This window comes from Mesorhizobium sp. B2-6-1 (assembly GCF_006440475.1).
Lineage (GTDB): Bacteria > Pseudomonadota > Alphaproteobacteria > Rhizobiales > Rhizobiaceae > Mesorhizobium.
The window spans coordinates 56,078-73,691 of sequence record NZ_VFUH01000015.1 but is presented as its reverse complement, the minus strand read 5'-3'; the positions used below and the strand labels follow the sequence as shown (position 1 = coordinate 73,691).

General features: G+C 64.4%; 17 protein-coding genes. 4 read left to right on the top strand and 13 right to left on the bottom strand.

Features of this window, described 5'->3' with window-relative positions:
• Positions 1-26 precede the first annotated feature (26 nt).
• Positions 27-2,249, bottom strand: a complete 2,223-nt coding sequence (locus FJ443_RS25605; protein ID WP_140666236.1) for an AMP-binding protein — start codon at positions 2,247-2,249, stop codon at positions 27-29.
• Positions 2,250-2,385: 136 nt separating this feature from the next.
• A complete protein-coding gene (locus tag FJ443_RS25600; RefSeq protein WP_140666234.1) occupies positions 2,386-2,793 on the bottom strand; it encodes a 4-oxalocrotonate tautomerase family protein in 408 nt (135 codons plus the stop codon).
• Positions 2,794-2,906: 113 nt separating this feature from the next.
• Here FJ443_RS25600 and FJ443_RS25595 point away from each other — a divergent pair, with 113 nt between their 5' ends.
• Positions 2,907-3,770 (top strand): LysR substrate-binding domain-containing protein, encoded by an 864-nt coding sequence (locus FJ443_RS25595; protein WP_140666232.1) that lies wholly within the window; start codon positions 2,907-2,909, stop codon positions 3,768-3,770.
• A 169-nt stretch (positions 3,771-3,939) separates the two neighbouring features.
• Here the strand turns inward: FJ443_RS25595 and FJ443_RS25590 are convergent, their stop codons facing one another.
• Together FJ443_RS25590 and FJ443_RS25585 are read right to left on the bottom strand one after the other, a co-directional pair.
• Positions 3,940-4,842 (bottom strand): DMT family transporter, encoded by a 903-nt coding sequence (locus FJ443_RS25590; protein ID WP_140666230.1) that lies wholly within the window; start codon positions 4,840-4,842, stop codon positions 3,940-3,942.
• 55 nt (positions 4,843-4,897) lie between these two features.
• Positions 4,898-5,785: a DMT family transporter gene (locus FJ443_RS25585; RefSeq protein WP_140666228.1), complete on the bottom strand. Its 888-nt coding sequence runs from the start codon at positions 5,783-5,785 to the stop codon at positions 4,898-4,900.
• A 319-nt stretch (positions 5,786-6,104) separates the two neighbouring features.
• Here FJ443_RS25585 and FJ443_RS25580 point away from each other — a divergent pair, with 319 nt between their 5' ends.
• Positions 6,105-6,686 (top strand): VOC family protein, encoded by a 582-nt coding sequence (locus tag FJ443_RS25580; protein WP_140633401.1) that lies wholly within the window; start codon positions 6,105-6,107, stop codon positions 6,684-6,686.
• Here the strand turns inward: FJ443_RS25580 and FJ443_RS31820 are convergent.
• Positions 6,680-6,928 (bottom strand): hypothetical protein, encoded by a 249-nt coding sequence (locus tag FJ443_RS31820; RefSeq protein WP_246681245.1) that lies wholly within the window; start codon positions 6,926-6,928, stop codon positions 6,680-6,682. The two genes, FJ443_RS25580 and FJ443_RS31820, sit on opposite strands and share 7 nt — an antisense overlap.
• Between FJ443_RS31820 and FJ443_RS25575 the strand changes: the two genes are divergently transcribed.
• On the top strand, positions 6,819-7,601 hold the full coding sequence (locus FJ443_RS25575) for a glutathione S-transferase family protein (RefSeq protein ID WP_246672560.1): 783 nt from the start codon (positions 6,819-6,821) through the stop codon (positions 7,599-7,601). The genes FJ443_RS31820 and FJ443_RS25575 overlap by 110 nt on opposite strands.
• 153 nt (positions 7,602-7,754) lie before the next feature.
• Here the strand turns inward: FJ443_RS25575 and FJ443_RS25570 are convergent, their stop codons facing one another.
• The gene (locus tag FJ443_RS25570; RefSeq protein WP_140517839.1) at positions 7,755-9,266 is read right to left on the bottom strand and encodes a peptidase S10; all 1,512 of its coding nucleotides are present in this window, start codon (positions 9,264-9,266) and stop codon (positions 7,755-7,757) included.
• Between the two features lie 518 nt (positions 9,267-9,784).
• On the opposite strand from FJ443_RS25570, the gene FJ443_RS25565 reads away from it, so the two are divergent.
• Complete coding sequence (locus FJ443_RS25565) at positions 9,785-10,291, top strand: OsmC family protein (protein WP_140494488.1); 507 nt, start codon at positions 9,785-9,787, stop codon at positions 10,289-10,291.
• A 14-nt stretch (positions 10,292-10,305) separates the two neighbouring features.
• On the opposite strand, the gene FJ443_RS25560 is transcribed toward FJ443_RS25565, so the two are convergent.
• The 7 genes from FJ443_RS25560 to FJ443_RS25530 all read right to left on the bottom strand — a co-directional run bounded on the left by FJ443_RS25560 (position 10,306) and on the right by FJ443_RS25530 (position 17,481).
• Complete coding sequence (locus FJ443_RS25560; RefSeq protein ID WP_140494486.1) at positions 10,306-10,524, bottom strand: hypothetical protein; 219 nt, start codon at positions 10,522-10,524, stop codon at positions 10,306-10,308.
• 147 nt (positions 10,525-10,671) lie between these two features.
• The gene (locus FJ443_RS25555; protein ID WP_140494484.1) at positions 10,672-11,307 is read right to left on the bottom strand and encodes a hypothetical protein; all 636 of its coding nucleotides are present in this window, start codon (positions 11,305-11,307) and stop codon (positions 10,672-10,674) included.
• Between the two features lie 82 nt (positions 11,308-11,389).
• On the bottom strand, positions 11,390-12,145 hold the full coding sequence (locus FJ443_RS25550) for an SDR family NAD(P)-dependent oxidoreductase (RefSeq protein ID WP_140580931.1): 756 nt from the start codon (positions 12,143-12,145) through the stop codon (positions 11,390-11,392).
• 48 nt (positions 12,146-12,193) lie between these two features.
• Complete coding sequence (purF, locus tag FJ443_RS25545; protein ID WP_140555758.1) at positions 12,194-13,663, bottom strand: amidophosphoribosyltransferase; 1,470 nt, start codon at positions 13,661-13,663, stop codon at positions 12,194-12,196.
• A 121-nt stretch (positions 13,664-13,784) separates the two neighbouring features.
• Positions 13,785-14,456, bottom strand: a complete 672-nt coding sequence (locus tag FJ443_RS25540; protein ID WP_140494478.1) for a CvpA family protein — start codon at positions 14,454-14,456, stop codon at positions 13,785-13,787.
• A gap of 43 nt (positions 14,457-14,499) precedes the next feature.
• Positions 14,500-15,903: a DNA repair protein RadA gene (radA, locus tag FJ443_RS25535; protein WP_140520656.1), complete on the bottom strand. Its 1,404-nt coding sequence runs from the start codon at positions 15,901-15,903 to the stop codon at positions 14,500-14,502.
• An 87-nt stretch (positions 15,904-15,990) separates the two neighbouring features.
• Positions 15,991-17,481, bottom strand: coding sequence for a replicative DNA helicase (locus FJ443_RS25530; RefSeq protein ID WP_140494474.1), 1,491 nt, complete (start codon positions 17,479-17,481; stop codon positions 15,991-15,993).
• Positions 17,482-17,614: the final 133 nt, after the last annotated feature.

Sequence of the window (17,614 nt, the reverse complement as noted above, 5' to 3'; positions counted from 1 at the left end):
CGAGACGACCCTTCAGGCCGTTTCGCCTACGCCGCCGCACTCAGCCCCAGACGATCGATGGCCAGTCTGCGGGCCGACACGTAGTCGGTCTTGCCCGAGCCCAGCGCCGGGATCTCTTCCACCTTGACGATGTCGTTGGGCACCATCAGTTCGGCCGCCCCGGCCTTCTTGCCGAATTGGCGCAGTTCCTCGGCACTCGCATCGTCGGCGGTGGTCACCAGCACGATGCGCTCGCCGCGCCGTTTGTCGGGCACCGCCACGGCGGCATGGCGCTCTTCCGGCCACAGCGACTCCACCAGCATCTCGACCGCACCCAGCGACACCATCTCGCCGGCGATCTTGGCGAAACGCTTGGCCCGGCCGCGAATGGTGATGAAGCCCTCGCGGTCGACCGAGACGATGTCGCCGGTGTCGTGCCAGCCCTCGAGCCGCTGCAATTCGCCCGGGCGGTCGGCGGTCATGTAGCCCATCATCATATTCGGACCGTCGAGCCACAGACGGCCGGCGCCATCGATGCCGTCGACGGGTTCGAGCTTCATGCGGATGGCCGGCAGCAGCCGCCCGACGGTGCCGTCGCGGCTATGGATTGCGGTGTTGACGGCAACCACGGGCGCGGCCTCGGTCAGCCCAAAGCCTTCGATGATCTCGGCCTGGAAACGCTCCCGATAGGTGCGGCGGGTTTCCGGCTTCACCGCTTCGGCGCCGGCGACGACGAAGCGCAGGCTGGAAAAATCGCCGTCCTTGGCGGTGCGCGCGTAATTGGCGAGGAAAGTGTCGGTGCCGAACATGACCGTCGGCTTCACCTTACGGGCGATCTCGGGGATGATCTTGTAGTGGAGAGGCGAGGGGTAGAGGAACAGCTTTACGCCTGTAACCAGCGGCAGGATGGTGCCGCCCGTCAGCCCGAAGGAGTGGAACACAGGCAATACGTTGAGCAGGATATCGGCCGGCGAGATGGTGATACGGGCTTCCGCCTGCATGGCGTTGGCGTAAAGGTTCTTGTGCGACAGCACCACCGCCTTCGGCGTGCCTTCCGAACCGGAGGTGAACAGGATGACCGCGGGTTTGGCTGCGTCCTGGCGCTGCAGCGGCCAGCGCCACAGCAAGGCGGCGGTAAGCTTTTCCAGCGCTGTCACGCTTGCGCGTGTATCCTCCAGCCAGAGAAATTTCGCGCCGCTCTTTTCGACCGCCGTCACGATATCGCCGAGGTCGGCCTTCTCGATGAAGGCGCGGGAGGAGACGACCGTGCGGATCACCGCCGTGCGGATGGCGGCGGTGACGCTGGCCGGACCCGCGGTGTAGTTGATCATCGCGGCCACCCGCCCGGCCGAGAGCAGCCCGACCAGGGACAGCACCACGCCATTGGCGTTGGGCAGGAGCAGGCCGACCGCTTCGCCGGGCGCCGTCACCGTCTCGAAACGCCTGCCCAGCACGCGCGCGCCGATAAACAGTTTTCGATACCTGAGCGCGCCCGAGACGACGTCCTCGATGATCGGATGCGATGCGCCGACCCTGGTTGCGGCGTCACGCATGGCCAGGAACAGGCCGCGATCGAGATCGGCGGCTGCGAAGCGCGCCTCGGCGAAGCGGTCGAACAGCGCGTTGGTGTTCGAGGCCTGGTCGGGAATGCGCGCCACCAGCTCGGCGATGGTCATTGGTTCCAATGCGCTGATCGACAGGCGAGGGAACCAGCGCCTTGGCGCGATGCTGGCCGGCGTCAGCGAGACAGGAAGGTCGCGGGCGCCGCCGACGAAGATCGGCACGATGCGGGCGTCGGCCTGCATGGCGATGCGGGTGACAGCGCGAAACAGCCGGAACGACTTGACGTCGGGCTCGACCGCGTCCGGCAGGTAGACGGCAAGCCGGCCCTTGCCCTTCAGCACGCGCACCAGCCTGCGGCTGACGAAGACGTGCTCGGCGTTGAAGGCGATGGTGCGGCCAAGCTCGCGCCACGGCTCTAGCCATGGCGCCCTGGCCGAGGCTCCGTCGAGGATGTGCAGCGTGTCGTCAGGCAGCAGCGACAGCATCAGCGCCGGTTCGAAGTGCGACTGATGTGAGATGACATAGATGACTGGCGCCGCCGCATCGCGCGCGATTGCTATGCGGCTGTCGCTGATCCGGTAGGCGAGCTTGAACGGCACGTAGAGCAGCGCCTGGGCAAAGCGCAGGCCGAGGCGGAACTTTTCCACTACCCCGATCAGCAGCCAGGCCACGACCAGACCCGCAAGCAGCGCCAGTGTCAGGATCATGCCGCGTCTCTCCCAACGTTCCTTGCACCTCGGCTCTGCGGCCGCTTCGGCAAGAACCTAGACGATGTGCGGGCAAGGTCAATGCGCAAGGGCCTCTTGCCGCCTCTCACGAAGGGAAGGGCAAAAGCGGCATCCTTTACGCCGCCTTCAGTCTCCCGCTGATGAAGCGGAATTCCTGCGTTTTGCCGCCATAACCGTAGGCGGCGGCCGGCACTTCGTGGACGAAGGCGTAGCTTTCTTCGTGCACGGACCCGAGCAGGCGCCCGAAGGCGGCGAAGATCGCCTTGAGATAGGCTTCCAGCTCGAGCTTGGTGTTGGTGCCGTCGACCACCTTGATGTCGAGCCAGAACGTATTGGTCCCATGCTCGGCCAGCGACGTGCCGCCGGCGAACCAGTGCTGCGGATCGAGATAAGAGACGGCAACCGCCGTTATGGTCGGATCCTTGCGAAGGTGCGTGGCGGTGAGTTCGGTCGCCTCCGTGGCGATCCTGGCGGACAGCGTGGCGTCGGGCTTCCCGGTGACGCTGACGTTGATGATGGGCATTGTCCTTCTCCTTGGTTCTGGCGGCCTCTGTCAGCCGATGACGCAACCATGTCACCAACCATGAATCATGAAAATCGAATTGTTTTCAAAGAATAGTTCGATAATATCAAATTATGAAAACGCTCGATCCCGACTTCCTGAGGACATTCCTCGCCTTCGCCGACGGCGGCTCGCTGGCGCAGGCGGCCTCTATTGTCGGCCGTTCACCGTCGGCTGTGACGGCGCAGATGCAGCGGCTGGAAGAGGCTGTCGGCGAACCGCTCCTGGCGCCGCAGGGCAGGGGCCGCGGCCTGACGCCGACCGGTGAGGAGCTTGTCGGCTATGCCCGGCGTATCCTTGCAGCGCATCGTGAAGCCTGGCTCGGCTTGAAGGGCGCAAAGGCCGATGGACGCATCGCGATCGGCACGACGCAGGATTTCGCCGACAGCGGCTTGCCCGATCTGCTGCGTGCCTTCGCCGAAAGCCATCCGCGCGTCAGGATCGAGCTGCGCGTCGGCCGCTCCGCCGAGCTGGCGCAAGCCCTTCAGGGCGGTAGCCTGGATCTGGCGATCGTTATGCGGCAAGCTGCGACGCCGGACGAAATCGGCATGCTGCGCGAGCCGATGATGTGGCTCTGTTCGCAAAAAGGACTGGCAGCGCGACAGGACGAGTTGCCGCTTGCACTGCTCGATCCGCATTGCGGCTTCCGCGAAGCGGCTATCTCGGCGCTCGATGCGGCCGGCCGGCGCTATCGCATCGCGGCCAGCAGCGCGAGCTTGGCCGGCCTGCGCACGGCGGTCAAGGCCGGCATCGCGCTGACGCTGCGCACCGCGCGCTTTGCCCATTCCGGCATCGTCGAAGCACCGCGCGCGTTCGACCTGCCGCCCGTGCCCGTTGCCGAATTCGCCATCCGGCTGCGCGCCGATGCCGAGAACCCGGCGCGGGATCTGGCCGCACTGCTCGGCACCGGCCTGGCTGTGCCAGAACTTTTTGGCTGACAGCCGCCTGTCGTCCCGCGCGGGGCCAAAGAAAAAGCCGACCTTGCGGTCGGCTTGGAGTAGGACGGACCGAGGGGTTTGGGGGGACTCGGGGGGTGGTCCGTCAGCTCAACAATGCCTGAACGGGATGATGGTTCCGTGACTGCGCAAATTTTTTTGGGCTCGGCTTTCACAACGGCCCTGGCGCTTGTTGCTGCTTTGCCGACAGCCAGTCGCGGCCGGCATGGGCAAAGACCGCGCAAAGCACGATTGCGCCGCCGATCATGCTGGCCATGGGCGGTATCTCGGCCAGGAAAAGGAAGGCAAACAGGATCGCGAACGGCACTTCGGCAGAGCCGAGCAGGCCGGATTCAGCCGCCGGGATGAGCCTCGCGCCTTCCGTCCACAGGATCGAGGAGAGTGCGAAGCTCGAGCCGAAGGCGACGAGCAGCACGGCATCCCTTGCCGAGACGGCAAGCGGGTCGGTGACGAACCAGCCGAGTATGAACAACAGCAGGGCCGAGACCGCGCCTGCCCAGACCGCCGGGGTGTCGCGGAAGGCGCGCACCATGATCATGTAGAGCGCGCTGCCGATCGTCATCAGCAGCGCCAGCCCGTCTCCGAACAGATTGCCAGTGCCGAAGCTCGACCAGACCATGACCGCGACGCCGCAAAGCGAGAGGGCGGCGGCTAACATCGTCTGCAGGCGGAAGGGTTCGCGCACCAGCAGGAAGGCGAGCAGCGCGGCAATGAAAGGCGACGTCGCGTAGATGACCGTGACATTGGCGACGAAGGTGAATTTGAAGGCGCAGATGAAGGCGATGCTGGCCAGCGCGCCTTCCACCGCCAGCAGCCAGCCGCGCCAGCCGAGCCGCAGCGTTTCGCGGTTGCCGGAGCGGTGGCGGCGCCACCGCACATAGAGGCTGATCAGGATCGAGCCGACGAAACCGCGCCAGCAGGTGATGGTCAGCGGATCGGCATGGATCGATTTCGTCAGCACGCCGGTCAATCCGAACACCGCCGCCGACGACGACACCAGGATGATGCCAAGTGTCCGTTCTGCGGTGTCGGTGGCGGCTGCTACATCGGTCATGAAAGCCAATTTACGTGGTTCTGTCCTGACATCGTAGTGTCAGCAGTCTGGCCCGTCACAGCCGTTTGCGGAAATGCTCGCCGCCGACGATCAGGAGCCCTGCGGTGATGATGAGAGCAGCGCCGAAAAACACTTCGCGACGCGGCACGTCGCCCCAGATGGCGAAGCCGAGCGCGAAGGCCCACAACAGCGAAGTATATTCCAGCGGCGCGATGATCGAGGCCGGCGTCCGTTTCATGCCTTCGAAGAGAAGATACTGCGCCAAGCCGCCGAGCGCGCCGACGCTGGCAAGCAGAAGCAGTTCGCTCCAGCCGGGCATCTGCCACCAGAGTAGCGCGGGCACCGCCGAGAATATCAGGAAATAGAAATTGTTGAGCAGGAGCTGGATCATCGAGCGCTCGGCAAGTGCTGTCTTGCGCAACAGCACGATGGCGACGCCCCACAGGAAAGCGGCGGCCAGCACCAGCAGCACCGGCACGGACAGGCCGAGATGGGCAGGGTCGCAGGCGACGAAGACGCCGGCGAAGCCGATCGCCACCGCCAGCCAGCGTAGCATGGGCACTTTTTCGCCAAGCATCACCACCGAAAGCACGATGACGATGATCGGGGCCGCGTAATAGACGGTGGTCAGTTCGGCGAGCTGCAGGCTGCGCGCGGCATTGTAATAACAAAGCCACGCCGCCAGGGTGAAGACGCTGCGCAACAGCATCGGCCACACGATCGGCGACCGCGCCGTCTCCGCATAGAGATGCCGTCCGCCGATCGCCGCGCAGGCGGTCAGTATGGTGATGCTGCGGAAGAACATGATCTGCCAGACGCTCATGCCGGCGACGAGCAGCTTGATCGAAGCGTCCTGCGTCGAAAAAAGCAAATAGGCGGCGCCGGTCAGAAGGATACCGGCGAGAACCCTTTCGCGTGTTTCGAGAATGGCGACGTCGGCCATGCGGCAACCGGCCTTGTGTGAAAACGGCTCCGGCCCCTGTCGGCTCCGCTCCCGCCAGCTATAGGGGCGAAACCTTGCATGGCGCTGCTCCAGCGCCATTCTTGCGTTGGGGCAGGTCCGATCCCGGATGCGGCTTCTGGCGCGGCGCAGCTGATTGGTTTAGCATCGTCTCACAAAGCCGGCGCGTAAGGTCGGCGGGCCAAGGGAACGGTGCGGATCAGGAAGCCCTCGCATAAGAGACGCCATTCGCATCATGCGCGGCGGGCCTGACAGCCGGCACTTACGGACATCGAGACGCCGACATCAGGGGGAGAACGCAATGCAGAAACTGCAATCGCAAGGCGTACATCACATCACGCTGGTCGGCGCCGGTCGCCAGACGTCGATCGATTTCTGGGAAGGCGTGCTGGGCATGCCATTCATTTTCGAGCAACCCAACCTCGACAAGGCAGCCGAAAGCCATCTCTATTTCGATCCGGGCGACGGGCGGCTGATCACCATCTTTACCGACGAGACCCGCACGCCGGCAAAGCGCCGCACGCCGACCGACACGGGCTGCGTCCACCACATCGCCTTTGCCGTGTCGCGCGTGACCTTCCTGCAGGCGGTCGCCCGGCTTGACGAGCGCGCCATCAAGCACAGTGGCGTCAAGGACCGCGGTTTCATGGATTCGATCTATTTCGAGGATCCGCTTGGCCTGCTGATCGAACTTGCTTCCTACCGTTTCGAGCCGCCGGCCGGCTTTAGCCATGCCGACGTGCTGATGGAAGCGCACAAGCTCCGCGTCGCGCGTGGCGACTACAACATCGCCGAGGCGCATCTGGCCGACGCCATCCAGGCGCTGGTCGAGCGCTCGCGCGCGACATTGTCGGCCGACAGGGCGCCGCGCAATCCTTATTGATTTTTGAATAAGCAAAGGGAGGAACACATGGCAAAGACAGCGACGAAGGGTGCGAGGAAGCCGGCAGCTAAGGGCACACCAAAGGCTATGGCAAAACCAGCAGCAAAAGCTTCAACCAAGCCGGCGCCAAAAATATCGGCAAAGCCTTCGGCCAAGGCGACGTCAAAAGCAGCAACTGCCGGCAAAGCCGCGTCCAGGACCAAGGGGAAGTCGGCGAAGAAACCCGCCCTGATGATCAGCATGCTGAAGCCGAGCGTCAACAACATGACGGTTCGGGTGTTTGCCCGCGCCGCCGGGCTGGACCATGCCGAGGCCGACGCCTGGGGCAGCACGCGTTCGCCCGAATTCATGGCGCGCAACCCGGCCCATCTGACTCCGATGATCGAGGACAAGGGCCTGCCGCGAGGGGTGCTTTGGGAAAGCTGCGCCATCATGCAGTATCTCGCCAACAAGCACGGGCTGGAGAAATTCTACCCCAAGGCGCCTGCCAAGCGGGCGATGATCGACAGCGCCATGTTCTACCTGATCGGCACGCTCTATCCCTATGTGGCGCGCGCCACCTATCCGGCGCTCGGTTTCCCGCAATATGCCGGAGAGGTCGGCCACAGCGACGCTCATCCCGACAGGAAGGCCGAGGCCCAGAAGGCGGCGATCGCCGCCATCTCCGAACCGCTGGAGGTGTTCCACTCCTTCTTCAGGGACGGCAAGCCCTTCATTGGAGGCAAGAACCCGTCTATCGCCGATATCCGCCTGGCGGCGACACTCGAATTTCTCGCCGTCATCGACTATGCCCTGCCCGAATGGGCCAGCGACTACATGGCCGCGATGGAGAAGAAGCTCGGCAAGGCCTATGCAGACCCGGCCAGCGACGTGCGCGGCTACATTGCCCATGTGAAGTCACAGCCACGGGTGTGAGATCGCTTCGGCGCCGCAGGCCGGTTGAAGGCGGCCGGCCGCCAAGATGAACTGCAATGTCCTTCGCGGCTCCTTTGCCTGGAGGACAGAGGAGGGCACTGTCCCGCCAGCGTGTCGCGGACTGCCGGTCACTCCGGTGCTACCAAGCGACGCTTACTGCGTCGCTTGGTAAAGCTCCGCCGCCGCTGCCTTGAGCGCCCGCCTTCCGTCCGGCCTGAAATACATCATGTGTCCTCCGTCCAGCACATCGACGCGGATGGGCTTTGCACCGGCCAGCGTCGGTACCTGGTTCACCAGATAGCGAGACGCCAGATAGGGCGTGACGAGGTCGGTGTAGCCGTTGACGATGACGACGCCGAGTGCGGGATTGAGCGAGCGCGCCCGCTGCAGATCGTTCATCACGCCGGCATAGCCTTGCCGCGATGTGCCGTAGTCCCAATTGCGGCTGATCTCGCCATTGAGCAGCCGGTAGCTGACATCGGTGTGGTAGTTCAATTCGTCCCGGGCATAGCCGACAAAAGCCGAGGTCAATGCTGGAACGCTGCGGTCGAGCACCGGATCGGGTCCGGCGGTGCGAGCGCTTTCAGGAGCGATGTCGGCCGTGCCGATCATGGCGTCATAGGGGCTGAGCACCTTGCTTTTCGAGCGGGCAAACTCCCTCGCGAAAAGGCTGGTCGGTATACGCGCGAAATTCCGCTGCACGAGGTCGAGGGGCAGGCCGGTGATCTCGGCCACCCGCTGGCTCGCCAGCCGCCCGCCTTGCTCCAGCCCGCTGGCCAGCGCCGTGAGGTAGTCGCCAAGCGCATAGCGCTCGACCGCGGCCAACTGCGCCCGCAGCGCCTCGCCGGTAACGCCGTCGGCACTGAGCCGCACCGACGCCAGCGAGGGGAGTTCGAGAGCCCAGTGCAGCGGCTCGAATTCGTCGGGTTGCACCAGCATGAATTCCAGCGCCGGCGAGATCAGCACGATGCCGCTCGGGCTAAGGCCGACATCTTCCTGCAAAGTCCTGGCGAGCAGCGCCGCGCGAAACCCGCCATAGCTTTCTCCGGCCAGGAAAAGCGGCGAGCTGCTGCGGCCGTTCTGCGCCAGATAGAGCCGGATGAAGGCGCCGATCGAGCTGGCGTCCTGGTTGACGCCCCAGAAGTCGTGGGTGTTCTGCCCGGGAGCCTCGCGGCTGTAGCCGGTGCCGACCGGATCGACAAAGACGAGGTCGGTCATGTCGAGCCAGCTGTCCGGATTGTCGATGATCTTTTGCGGCGGCGGCAGGAATTCGCCATCGGCTCCGGTCGTGATGATGCGCGGACCGAGCGCACCGAGATGCAGATAGGCGGAAGCCGCCCCGGGGCCGCCATTGAAGACGAAGGTAATGGGGCGTGGTGCCGTTTTTGCCGCGTCAGCCGGTGGCCGCAGCGTATAGGCGACATAAAAGATCTCCGCCGTGACGTCGGCCTTGCCTGAAAGCAGCGACAGCGTGCCGGTCTTGGCCTGATAGTCCAGCTTGCGTCCGGCAACCGTGATCGAATGGCTGGTGACCTGCGGCGGCGGCAGCAGCGACAGCACACCGCCGGTCGGCGCCGGCCTCTCCGGCGTTTCAGCCAGGACAGGCTGTGCGAAGGCAGCAAGCATCAGCAGGATGAGAGAGATCAGTTTCAACTTGAACGGCATGACGCCTCCGCGAGAACGCTTGTCGCATAGCTATAGCCGATGCGATCGAAGTCAAAGGAAAGGCTTGTCCGGCTGAAGACGGATCGCCCGCCATCAAGCAACGAATCCGGGTCAGCGGGTTCCGTGCAAGCCTTCTCGACGCGCTATTGAGAGAGCATTGAATGAAAAAAACCGCCTGTACGGCGGGTCCCTGGCGCAACTCAGCACCATAACCAGAAATGTACCATAGCTGCCTTCACCCTGTCAAGAAAAAATTCCTATCAGGAGAAACCGTTGGCACACCCGACTGCCCATCGCCAGCCCTTGTTGACCCGAGTCGGTCACCAGAAAATGGGACGACGGCACTCGCACGGCTCAGACGGTCTTTGAGACCTCGTCCGTCAATGTCCATTTGGGATAGTGATTGCGCGCCTGTGTCCCAACGCGATGATTATGTTTGCTTTCCGGTGTGATCGGGTCAAATCTCGGTGGGTTGACGCATGCCAGCGCCAGAAACGATCGTCGAAAGGGGCAGCGAAATGGACGCCACCGCACTGAAGGCCATGCAGGCGCCGCTGAAAGAGACCTATCGCGATGATGCTTCGCGCGCGCTCATCACGCTCAGGGCCAGAGGCAGTCTCGATGACCAGTCGATCGCCTGCAAGGTCGAGACGGGCAGGGCTCTCGCGATTGCCGGTCTGCATCCGGCAACGGGCGGCTCGGGGCTCGAGCTTTGCTCGGGCGACATGCTGCTGGAGGCACTTGTGGCCTGCGCCGGCGTGACGCTCAAGGCGGTGGCGACGGCGCTCGAATTCAAGCTCGGCGCCGCCACGGTCGAGGCCGAAGGCGACCTTGATTTTCGCGGCACGCTTGGCGTTGCCAAGGATGCGCCGGTCGGTTTTCGCGCCATCAGGCTGAATTTCAGTCTCGACACCGATGAGCCGCAGGAGCGCATCGATTCCTTGCTGAAGCTGACCGAACGCTACTGCGTGGTGTTCCAGACCATCAACCAGAAGCCGGAACTGACGGTCAGCGCACGGCGCTGACGCCGCATCGCGCCTTACTGCGCTGCCGGTTCCTCCGCGTCGCCCTCGTCGGTGAAGGGTGACGCGCTCGGCACGCATTGCAGCGACCAGCCGGTCGGGGCCGGCTGCTTCTGGTATTCGGTGATGGCGGCGGTGCATTGTTCGCGCTTGTCGAACGTGCTGGGCAACACGACCATGCCGCCTTGCGGGCCGGCGATTACTAGGTACCAGACCAACGCTACGCTCGAAGCCATGGGAATTTCCTTGCTCTGCCCAGCCGGGCTTGTTGTGGGAATCTATGCGATCCTATCAACTCTGCGGAAATGACGAAAGCATGACCGCGACTCAGCTTTCCGCCGCCACATCACAGCCGCGTGATGTGGCGGGCGGGCGGGGTCTGGTCAATTCGTTGCGAAACAATAGAACAAGCCGTCGCCGCCGGTGCCTTTCAGCGCCTCCTGGCCGCAGCCGCCGCGCGAAGCATGCGAAGAGTTCCAGGATTTGGCGGCAGCCGAATCGTCGAGCCCGGTGCGGTCGTGATGGCCCATCATGGCAGCGCCTTCCGCGCCGCTCAGGGTCCAGTCACCGCAGGTCTGGTCGGCGATCCTGGTGCCGTCGGGCTTCGAGCCGGTCAGCATGTCGTGGCGGTTCGGCGTGTCGCCGCGGCCGTTCACCATCTCGCCTTTTTCGTTGAGCGCCGTCTGCTTGGTGATGCCGTTGGCATCGCCGTGCAGCGAGGCGACGTCGTCGGCTATCTTGACGCCCTTGGCATTCACCCAGGGTCCCTTGCCGATGCGGTCGCGCGCATCCTCGGTGCTGGTCGACAGATATGCGGCCCAGGTCTTGCCGGTGACGCCGGCTGCTTCCGCCAGCGAGGCGCAATGCGCGTCGGCGCCCTTCAGGCCGCCGAGGTCTGCCCCTTTGCCCGAGCCGACGCTGGTGACGAAGAAGCTCATCTTGGCATCTTGTGACAAGGCTGTGCCGGCGGCCAAGGCTGAGGCAATGGCGGTGGCGGCGATGAGAATAAGTCTGCGCATGTCGGTCCTCCGGGTTTGAGCTTCGAATCTACATTCGAGGAACGCCGCCCGGAGCCGAATTCTTCCGATAAAAAAGATGCGGCTATTCCGGCTGTCGGTAGGCGACGAAACGGTTGTGTTTGGCCTGGAAGATCAATCCTGTCTCTTTCAGATCGGGGCTTGCCAGCGGCACGATGCGTTTGGCGATCTCGGAGGGATGCGGCAGCGTTTCCGGGTCCTCGCCGGGCACGGCCTGCGCGCGCATCGCGGTGCGGGTGGCCCCCGGATCGGCGGCATTGACGCGCAAGGGCAGGCTCTGCGTCTCATGTGCCCAGGAGCGCATCATCGTCTCGACCGCCGCCTTGGAAGCCGCGTAGGGCGCCCAGAAGGCGCGCGCCGAGTGAGCAGCGTTGGACGACAGGATGATGGCCCGGCCGGCGTCGGAGAGCCGCAGCAGTGGGTCGACCGAGCGGATCAGCCGCCAGGTCGAGATGACGTTGATGGTCATCACCTTCTCGAAGGTTTTCGCCTCGACATGGCCGATCGGCGAGATCACGCCGAGCACGCCCGCATTGGCGACGAGAATGTCGAGCTTGCCCCACCGCTCATGGATGGCGCCGCCCAGGCGGTCGATGCCGGCCATGTCGGCAAGGTCGAGCGGCACCAGCGTCGCTTCGCCCTTGCCGGTTTTGGCGCGCTCGGCCTTGATCTGGTCGTCGAGTTCTTCCAGCCCGCCCACGGTGCGCGCCACGGCAATGACGTGGGCGCCAGCGGCAGCCAGTTCCCTGGCGATGAAGTAACCGATGCCGCGCGAGGCGCCGGTGACGACCGCAACGCGGCCGGAAAGGTCGAAGGTCATGCGATAGATTCCGGAAATATGGCTATGGCAACTGGCAGTGCGGCAATCCTATGCGCCGCTCGTCGCCAGCAGCGACAGCGTGCGCACATTGTCGTGGCCTTCGAAGTCGAGCAGGCGGGTCGGATACTGGCCGGTGAAGCAGGCGTCGCAGAATTGCGGCTGCTCGTTGTCGCGGTTGGCCTCGCCGACGGCGCGATAGAGTCCGTCGATCGACAGGAAGCCGAGCGAATCGACGCGGATGAATTCGGCCATCTCCTCGATCGACATGCGTGATGCCAAAAGCTTCGATTTTTCCGGCGTGTCGACGCCGTAGAAGCAGGAGGCCCTGGTCGGCGGCGATGCGATGCGCATGTGCACTTCCTTGGCGCCGGCGTCTCGCACCATCTGCACGATCTTCTGGCTGGTCGTGCCGCGCACGATGGAATCGTCGACCAGCACGACGCGCTTGCCCTCGATCATACGGCGGTTGGCGTTGTGCTTCAGCTTGACGCCCATGTGGCGGATCGAATCGCCGGGCTGGATGAAGGTGCGGCCGACATAGTGGTTGCGGATGATGCCGAGCTCGAAGGGGATGCCCGCGGCTTGCGAAAAGCCGATTGCCGCCGGCGTGCCGGAATCCGGCACCGGCACGACGATGTCGGCCTCGACGGGATTTTCCTGCGCGAGTTCCGCGCCGATGCGCTTGCGCACCTCGTAGACGTTGCGGCCTTCGACCGAAGAGTCCGGGCGTGCGAAATAGACATATTCGAAAATGCAGAAGCGGGTCTTCTGCGGCTCGAACGGGAACAGGCTCTCGATGCCCTTGGAGGTAACGACGACCATCTCGCCTGGCTTCAGGTCGCGCACGAAACGCGCGCCGATGATGTCCAGCGCGCAGGTTTCGGAGGCCAGGATCCAGGCACCGTCGAGGTCACCCAGTACCAGCGGGCGGATGCCGAGCGGGTCACGGCAACCGATCATCTTCTTGGCCGTCATCGCCACCAGCGAAAAGGCGCCCTCGACCTGGCGCACCGCATCGATGAAGCGCGAGTTGAGATCGCGCTCCTTGCTGGTGGCGACGAGGTGCAGAAGCGTCTCGGTGTCGGAGGTCGAGGAGAAGATCGCGCCTTGCTTCTGCAGCGCGCGCTGCACGGTCATGGCGTTGGTCAGATTGCCGTTATGGGCCACGGCAAAACCGCCATCGGCCAGTTCGGCGAAGAAGGGCTGGATGTTGCGCATGCCGGCGCCGCCGGTCGTGGCGTAGCGCGTGTGGCCGATGGCGCGATTGCCTTGCAGGCTGTCGATGACGCGTTGCTTGGTGAAGGTGTCGCCGATCAGGCCGACATGGCGTTCGACATGAAACTGGGTGCCGTCGTAGGAGACGATGCCGGCCGCTTCCTGGCCGCGATGCTGCAGCGCGTGCAGGCCGAGCGTGACGATGGCCGCCGCGTCCTGCCGGCCGAAAATGCCGAACACGCCGCATTCGTCGTGGAAGTGATCGTCAGCTTCCGCGGAAAGCACGTGGTCTGCGTCTGCCATGGGGCTCAAGCTCCGCTAAAATCGCCATATAAGGCGACAGCGCCGTAAAAGCAACGCGCCCGGCGATGGTTCACGATCACCGCCAGTCTCGGGCGCCTGTTCTGCGGCGCCCGATCACTCATCAATTCGCCGGCGCCGCCGGGGCCGGATTGGCCGGTGCGTTGTCCGCGGGAGGCGTTCCGGCATCGCTGTCGTCAGGAGCCGGCGCATTGGCATCGTCCCCTCCCGCCGGGGCATCCGTGGCCGGTGCGTCCGGTGCGGCGGGCGTTTCGGCGGCCGGCTGATTCGGATTGAGCTTCTTGAGGATGGCGTTTTCCGGATCCTCGGGCAGCAGGCTTTCAAGCTTGGCGCCGATCTGTTCCAGCAGCGGCCGCGACTTGGCCTCCGTGACCCAGGCCGGTGCCTTGGCGCCGGCCAGCCAATTGAAGAACAGCAGGGCCACGGCAACCACCAGAATGCCGCGGGCGGCGCCATAGAGGAAGCCGAGCGTGCGGTCGAGCGCGCCGATGCGGGAATCGATGATCCAGTCGGCGAGCTTCATGGTGATGACGCTGACGACGATCAAAGCGATGATGAAGACGACGCCGGCGGAGGCCGCCATGGCGATCTTTTCATTGTCGATGTAGGGTTTCAGGTAGGGCAGCACGGGCTTGTAGAAAAAGAACGCCGCCGCGGCTGCCGCCGCCCAGGACACGATGGACAGGACCTCGCGTGAAAAGCCGCGAACCATGGCGAGCATCGCCGAGACCAGGGTGAAGCCGACGAGAATTCCGTCAAGCAGCGTTATCGGCATCTTTGTCGCCCCACTCCCTGTCGCTCACCACCAGGTGAGCCCGTCATTCTTCGTCGTTGGCGCGGCTGCGCCGTGAGCCGGCTATGCGCGCCACGAGGTCGGCGAGCTCGGTGGGCTGGAAAGCGCCGGCCCCGATTCCTCCGGCAAGTTCCTCGCTGCCCAAGGGCAGAACCGCGCTTGCGAAACCCAGCTTTTCGGCCTCCTTGAGACGCTGCTGCGCATGCGCAACCGGCCTCACGGCGCCAGAAAGGCTGATTTCGCCGAAATAGACGCAATCGGCGGGAAGGGCAAGACCGGTGAGCGAGGAAACCAGTGCGGCCGCCACCGCCACATCGGCCGCGGGCTCGGAAATGCGGTAGCCGCCGGCTACGTTCAGATAGACGTCCTGTTGGCCGAAGCGCACGCCGCAATGCGCCTCGAGCACCGCCAGGATCATCGACAGCCGGGCGCCGTCCCAGCCAACGACGGCGCGGCGCGGCGTGCCGAGCGAGGAGGGCGCGACCAGCGCCTGGATTTCGACCAGCACCGGCCTTGTGCCTTCCATGCCGGCGAAAACCGCCGCTCCCGGCGATTTCGCATGGCGCTCGCCGAGGAACAGCTCGGACGGATTGGCAACCTCGCGCAGCCCCTTGTCCGACATTTCGAAGACGCCGATCTCGTCGGTCGGCCCGAAACGGTTCTTGACGGTGCGCAGGATACGGTAGTGATGGCCGCCTTCGCCCTCGAAATAGAGCACGGCGTCGACCATGTGCTCGACGACGCGCGGGCCGGCGATCTGGCCTTCCTTGGTGACATGGCCGACGAGCACGATCGCAGCACCCGTGGATTTCGCATAGCGGATCATCGCCTGGGCGGCCGCACGCACCTGGGTGACGGTGCCGGGCGCCGAATCGGCGAGGTCGGTCCACAGCGTCTGGATCGAATCGAGGATCACCAGGTCCGGCCGCTTGCCATCGGCGATCGTGGCAAGGATATCCTCGACATTGGTCTCGGCCGCGAGCTCGACCGGCGAGGAAGCGACGCCGAGGCGCTGCGCGCGCAGCCTGATCTGGGCGACCGCCTCCTCACCCGAGACATAGACGATGCGGTGGCCCCTCGAGGCAAGGGCAGCAGCAGCCTGGGTGAGCAGCGTCGACTTGCCGATACCGGGATCGCCGCCGACCAGCAGCGCCGAGCCGCGCACGAAGCCGCCGCCCGTGGCGCGGTCGAGCTCACCGATGCCCGACACGATGCGCGGCGCGTCCTCGATATCGCCGGAAAGCGTGGTCAGCACCACCGCGCGGCCCTTGCGGGCGTTGCGCGTATTGGCCGGCCCGGAACCGATGCCGCCGGACGTACCTTCCTCGACCAGCGTGTTCCATTCGCCGCAGGCGTCGCATTTTCCGGCCCAGCGCTGATGCACCGATCCGCAGTTCTGGCAGATGAACTGGACGCGGGATTTAGCCATTAGCGAGGCCTGCTTCGGGATCGCCGATGCTGGATAGGTGGGCGGGACAGAGGGGGTTTGACGGAGCGTGACGGTGAGTCAAAAAAGCTACTCAAACCTTTCCGCGATATGATGTTCCTCCGCCAGATCCGAGAAGCGGGTAAATTCGCCGTGGAAGGCTAGCGTGACCGTGCCCGTCGGTCCGTGACGCTGCTTGGCCACGATCACCTCGGCCTTGCCGCGCATCTCGTTCATCTCGTTTTCCCACTTGATGTACTCGTCGGTGCCGAGCTTCGGCTCGCGGTTCTTGAGGTAGTATTCCTCGCGGTAGACGAAGATCACGACGTCGGCGTCCTGCTCGATCGAGCCGGATTCGCGCAAGTCCGAGAGCTGCGGGCGCTTGTCGTCGCGGCTTTCAACCTGTCGCGAGAGCTGCGACAGCGCGATGATCGGCACCGCGAGCTCCTTGGCCAGTGCCTTGAGGCCGGTGGTGATCTCGGTGATTTCCTGCACGCGGTTCTGCGAGGCCCTGGCGCTGGAGCCCTGCATCAGCTGGATATAGTCGATGACGATGAGGTCGAGGCCGCGCTGGCGCTTCAGGCGCCGGGCGCGGGCCGAGAGCTGGGCGATCGAGATGCCGCCGGTCTGGTCGATGAACAGCGGAATCTTCTGCATGGTCTGCGAACAGGCGACCAGCTTTTCGAAGTCCATTTCGGTAATCTCGCCGCGGCGGATCTTCGAGGAGGAGATTTCCGTCTGTTCGGAGATGATACGGGTCGCGAGCTGTTCCGACGACATTTCGAGCGAGAAGAAGCCGACGACACCGCCATTCGCCGCCTTGAACGACCCGTCGGCCTGCTGCGCCGGCACATAGGCCTCGGCGACGTTGAAAGCGATGTTGGTGGCGAGCGACGTCTTGCCCATGCCCGGACGGCCGGCAAGGACGATCAGATCGGACGATTGCAGGCCGCCCATGCGGCGGTCGAGGTCGCGCATGCCGGTGGCCAGCCCCGACAGGTGGCCGTCGCGCATGTAGGCGGCGTTGGCCATGTCGACCGCGGTCTTGACCGCGTCGGTGAAGCTCTCGAAGCCGCCGTCATAGCGTCCGGTTTCGGCCAGCTCGAACAGGCGCCGTTCGGCATCCTCGATCTGCTCGGACGGCGACATGTCGACCGGCGCGTCATAGGCGATGTTGACCATGTCCTCGCCGACGGTGATCAGGGCGCGACGCGTCGCAAGGTCATAGATGGCGCGACCGTAATCTGCGGCGTTGACGACCGTGACGGCTTCGACCGCCAGGCGCACGACATATTGTGCTACCGTCATGTCGCCGACCTTCTCGTCGGCCGGCAGGAAGGTCTTCAGCGTGATCGGCGTTGCCACCTTGCCCATGCGAATGAGCTCTGCCGCGATCTCGAAGATCTTGCGATGCAGGGGTTCGTAAAAGTGGCTGGCCTTCAGGAAGTCGGAGACGCGATAGAAGGCATCGTTGTTGACCAGGATCGCGCCGAGCAGCGCCTGTTCCGCCTCGATGTTGTTCGGCGCCTCGCGATAGAGCGGTTGCTCCGCCACGCCGAATTTCCGCGCTGCCTCTGCCATGATGTCCCCGATTTCGATCCCGGTCTCTCGATATCAGAATCGGAAAATTGAGTGCTGACTTATCTGCAACAGTTATCACCCAAGCAGATTTGATGCCCACTGTTCACAGAAACAAAAAACCGTCCACAGGACA

What these genes read in the sequence shown, in the direction of transcription:
- FJ443_RS25605 (WP_140666236.1), bottom strand. Translation starts at nt 2,249, where the DNA reads ATGATCCTGACACTGGCGCTGCTTGCGGGTCTGGTCGTGGCCTGGCTG.
- FJ443_RS25600 (WP_140666234.1), bottom strand. Translation starts at nt 2,793, where the DNA reads ATGCCCATCATCAACGTCAGCGTCACCGGGAAGCCCGACGCCACGCTG.
- FJ443_RS25595 (WP_140666232.1), top strand. Translation starts at nt 2,907, where the DNA reads ATGAAAACGCTCGATCCCGACTTCCTGAGGACATTCCTCGCCTTCGCC.
- FJ443_RS25590 (WP_140666230.1), bottom strand. Translation starts at nt 4,842, where the DNA reads ATGACCGATGTAGCAGCCGCCACCGACACCGCAGAACGGACACTTGGC.
- FJ443_RS25585 (WP_140666228.1), bottom strand. Translation starts at nt 5,785, where the DNA reads ATGGCCGACGTCGCCATTCTCGAAACACGCGAAAGGGTTCTCGCCGGT.
- FJ443_RS25580 (WP_140633401.1), top strand. Translation starts at nt 6,105, where the DNA reads ATGCAGAAACTGCAATCGCAAGGCGTACATCACATCACGCTGGTCGGC.
- FJ443_RS31820 (WP_246681245.1), bottom strand. Translation starts at nt 6,928, where the DNA reads ATGCTGATCATCAGGGCGGGTTTCTTCGCCGACTTCCCCTTGGTCCTG.
- FJ443_RS25570 (WP_140517839.1), bottom strand. Translation starts at nt 9,266, where the DNA reads ATGCCGTTCAAGTTGAAACTGATCTCTCTCATCCTGCTGATGCTTGCT.
- FJ443_RS25565 (WP_140494488.1), top strand. Translation starts at nt 9,785, where the DNA reads ATGGACGCCACCGCACTGAAGGCCATGCAGGCGCCGCTGAAAGAGACC.
- FJ443_RS25560 (WP_140494486.1), bottom strand. Translation starts at nt 10,524, where the DNA reads ATGGCTTCGAGCGTAGCGTTGGTCTGGTACCTAGTAATCGCCGGCCCG.
- FJ443_RS25555 (WP_140494484.1), bottom strand. Translation starts at nt 11,307, where the DNA reads ATGCGCAGACTTATTCTCATCGCCGCCACCGCCATTGCCTCAGCCTTG.
- FJ443_RS25550 (WP_140580931.1), bottom strand. Translation starts at nt 12,145, where the DNA reads ATGACCTTCGACCTTTCCGGCCGCGTTGCGGTCGTCACCGGCGCCTCG.
- purF (WP_140555758.1), bottom strand. Translation starts at nt 13,663, where the DNA reads ATGGCAGACGCAGACCACGTGCTTTCCGCGGAAGCTGACGATCACTTC.
- FJ443_RS25540 (WP_140494478.1), bottom strand. Translation starts at nt 14,456, where the DNA reads ATGCCGATAACGCTGCTTGACGGAATTCTCGTCGGCTTCACCCTGGTC.
- radA (WP_140520656.1), bottom strand. Translation starts at nt 15,903, where the DNA reads ATGGCTAAATCCCGCGTCCAGTTCATCTGCCAGAACTGCGGATCGGTG.
- FJ443_RS25530 (WP_140494474.1), bottom strand. Translation starts at nt 17,481, where the DNA reads ATGGCAGAGGCAGCGCGGAAATTCGGCGTGGCGGAGCAACCGCTCTAT.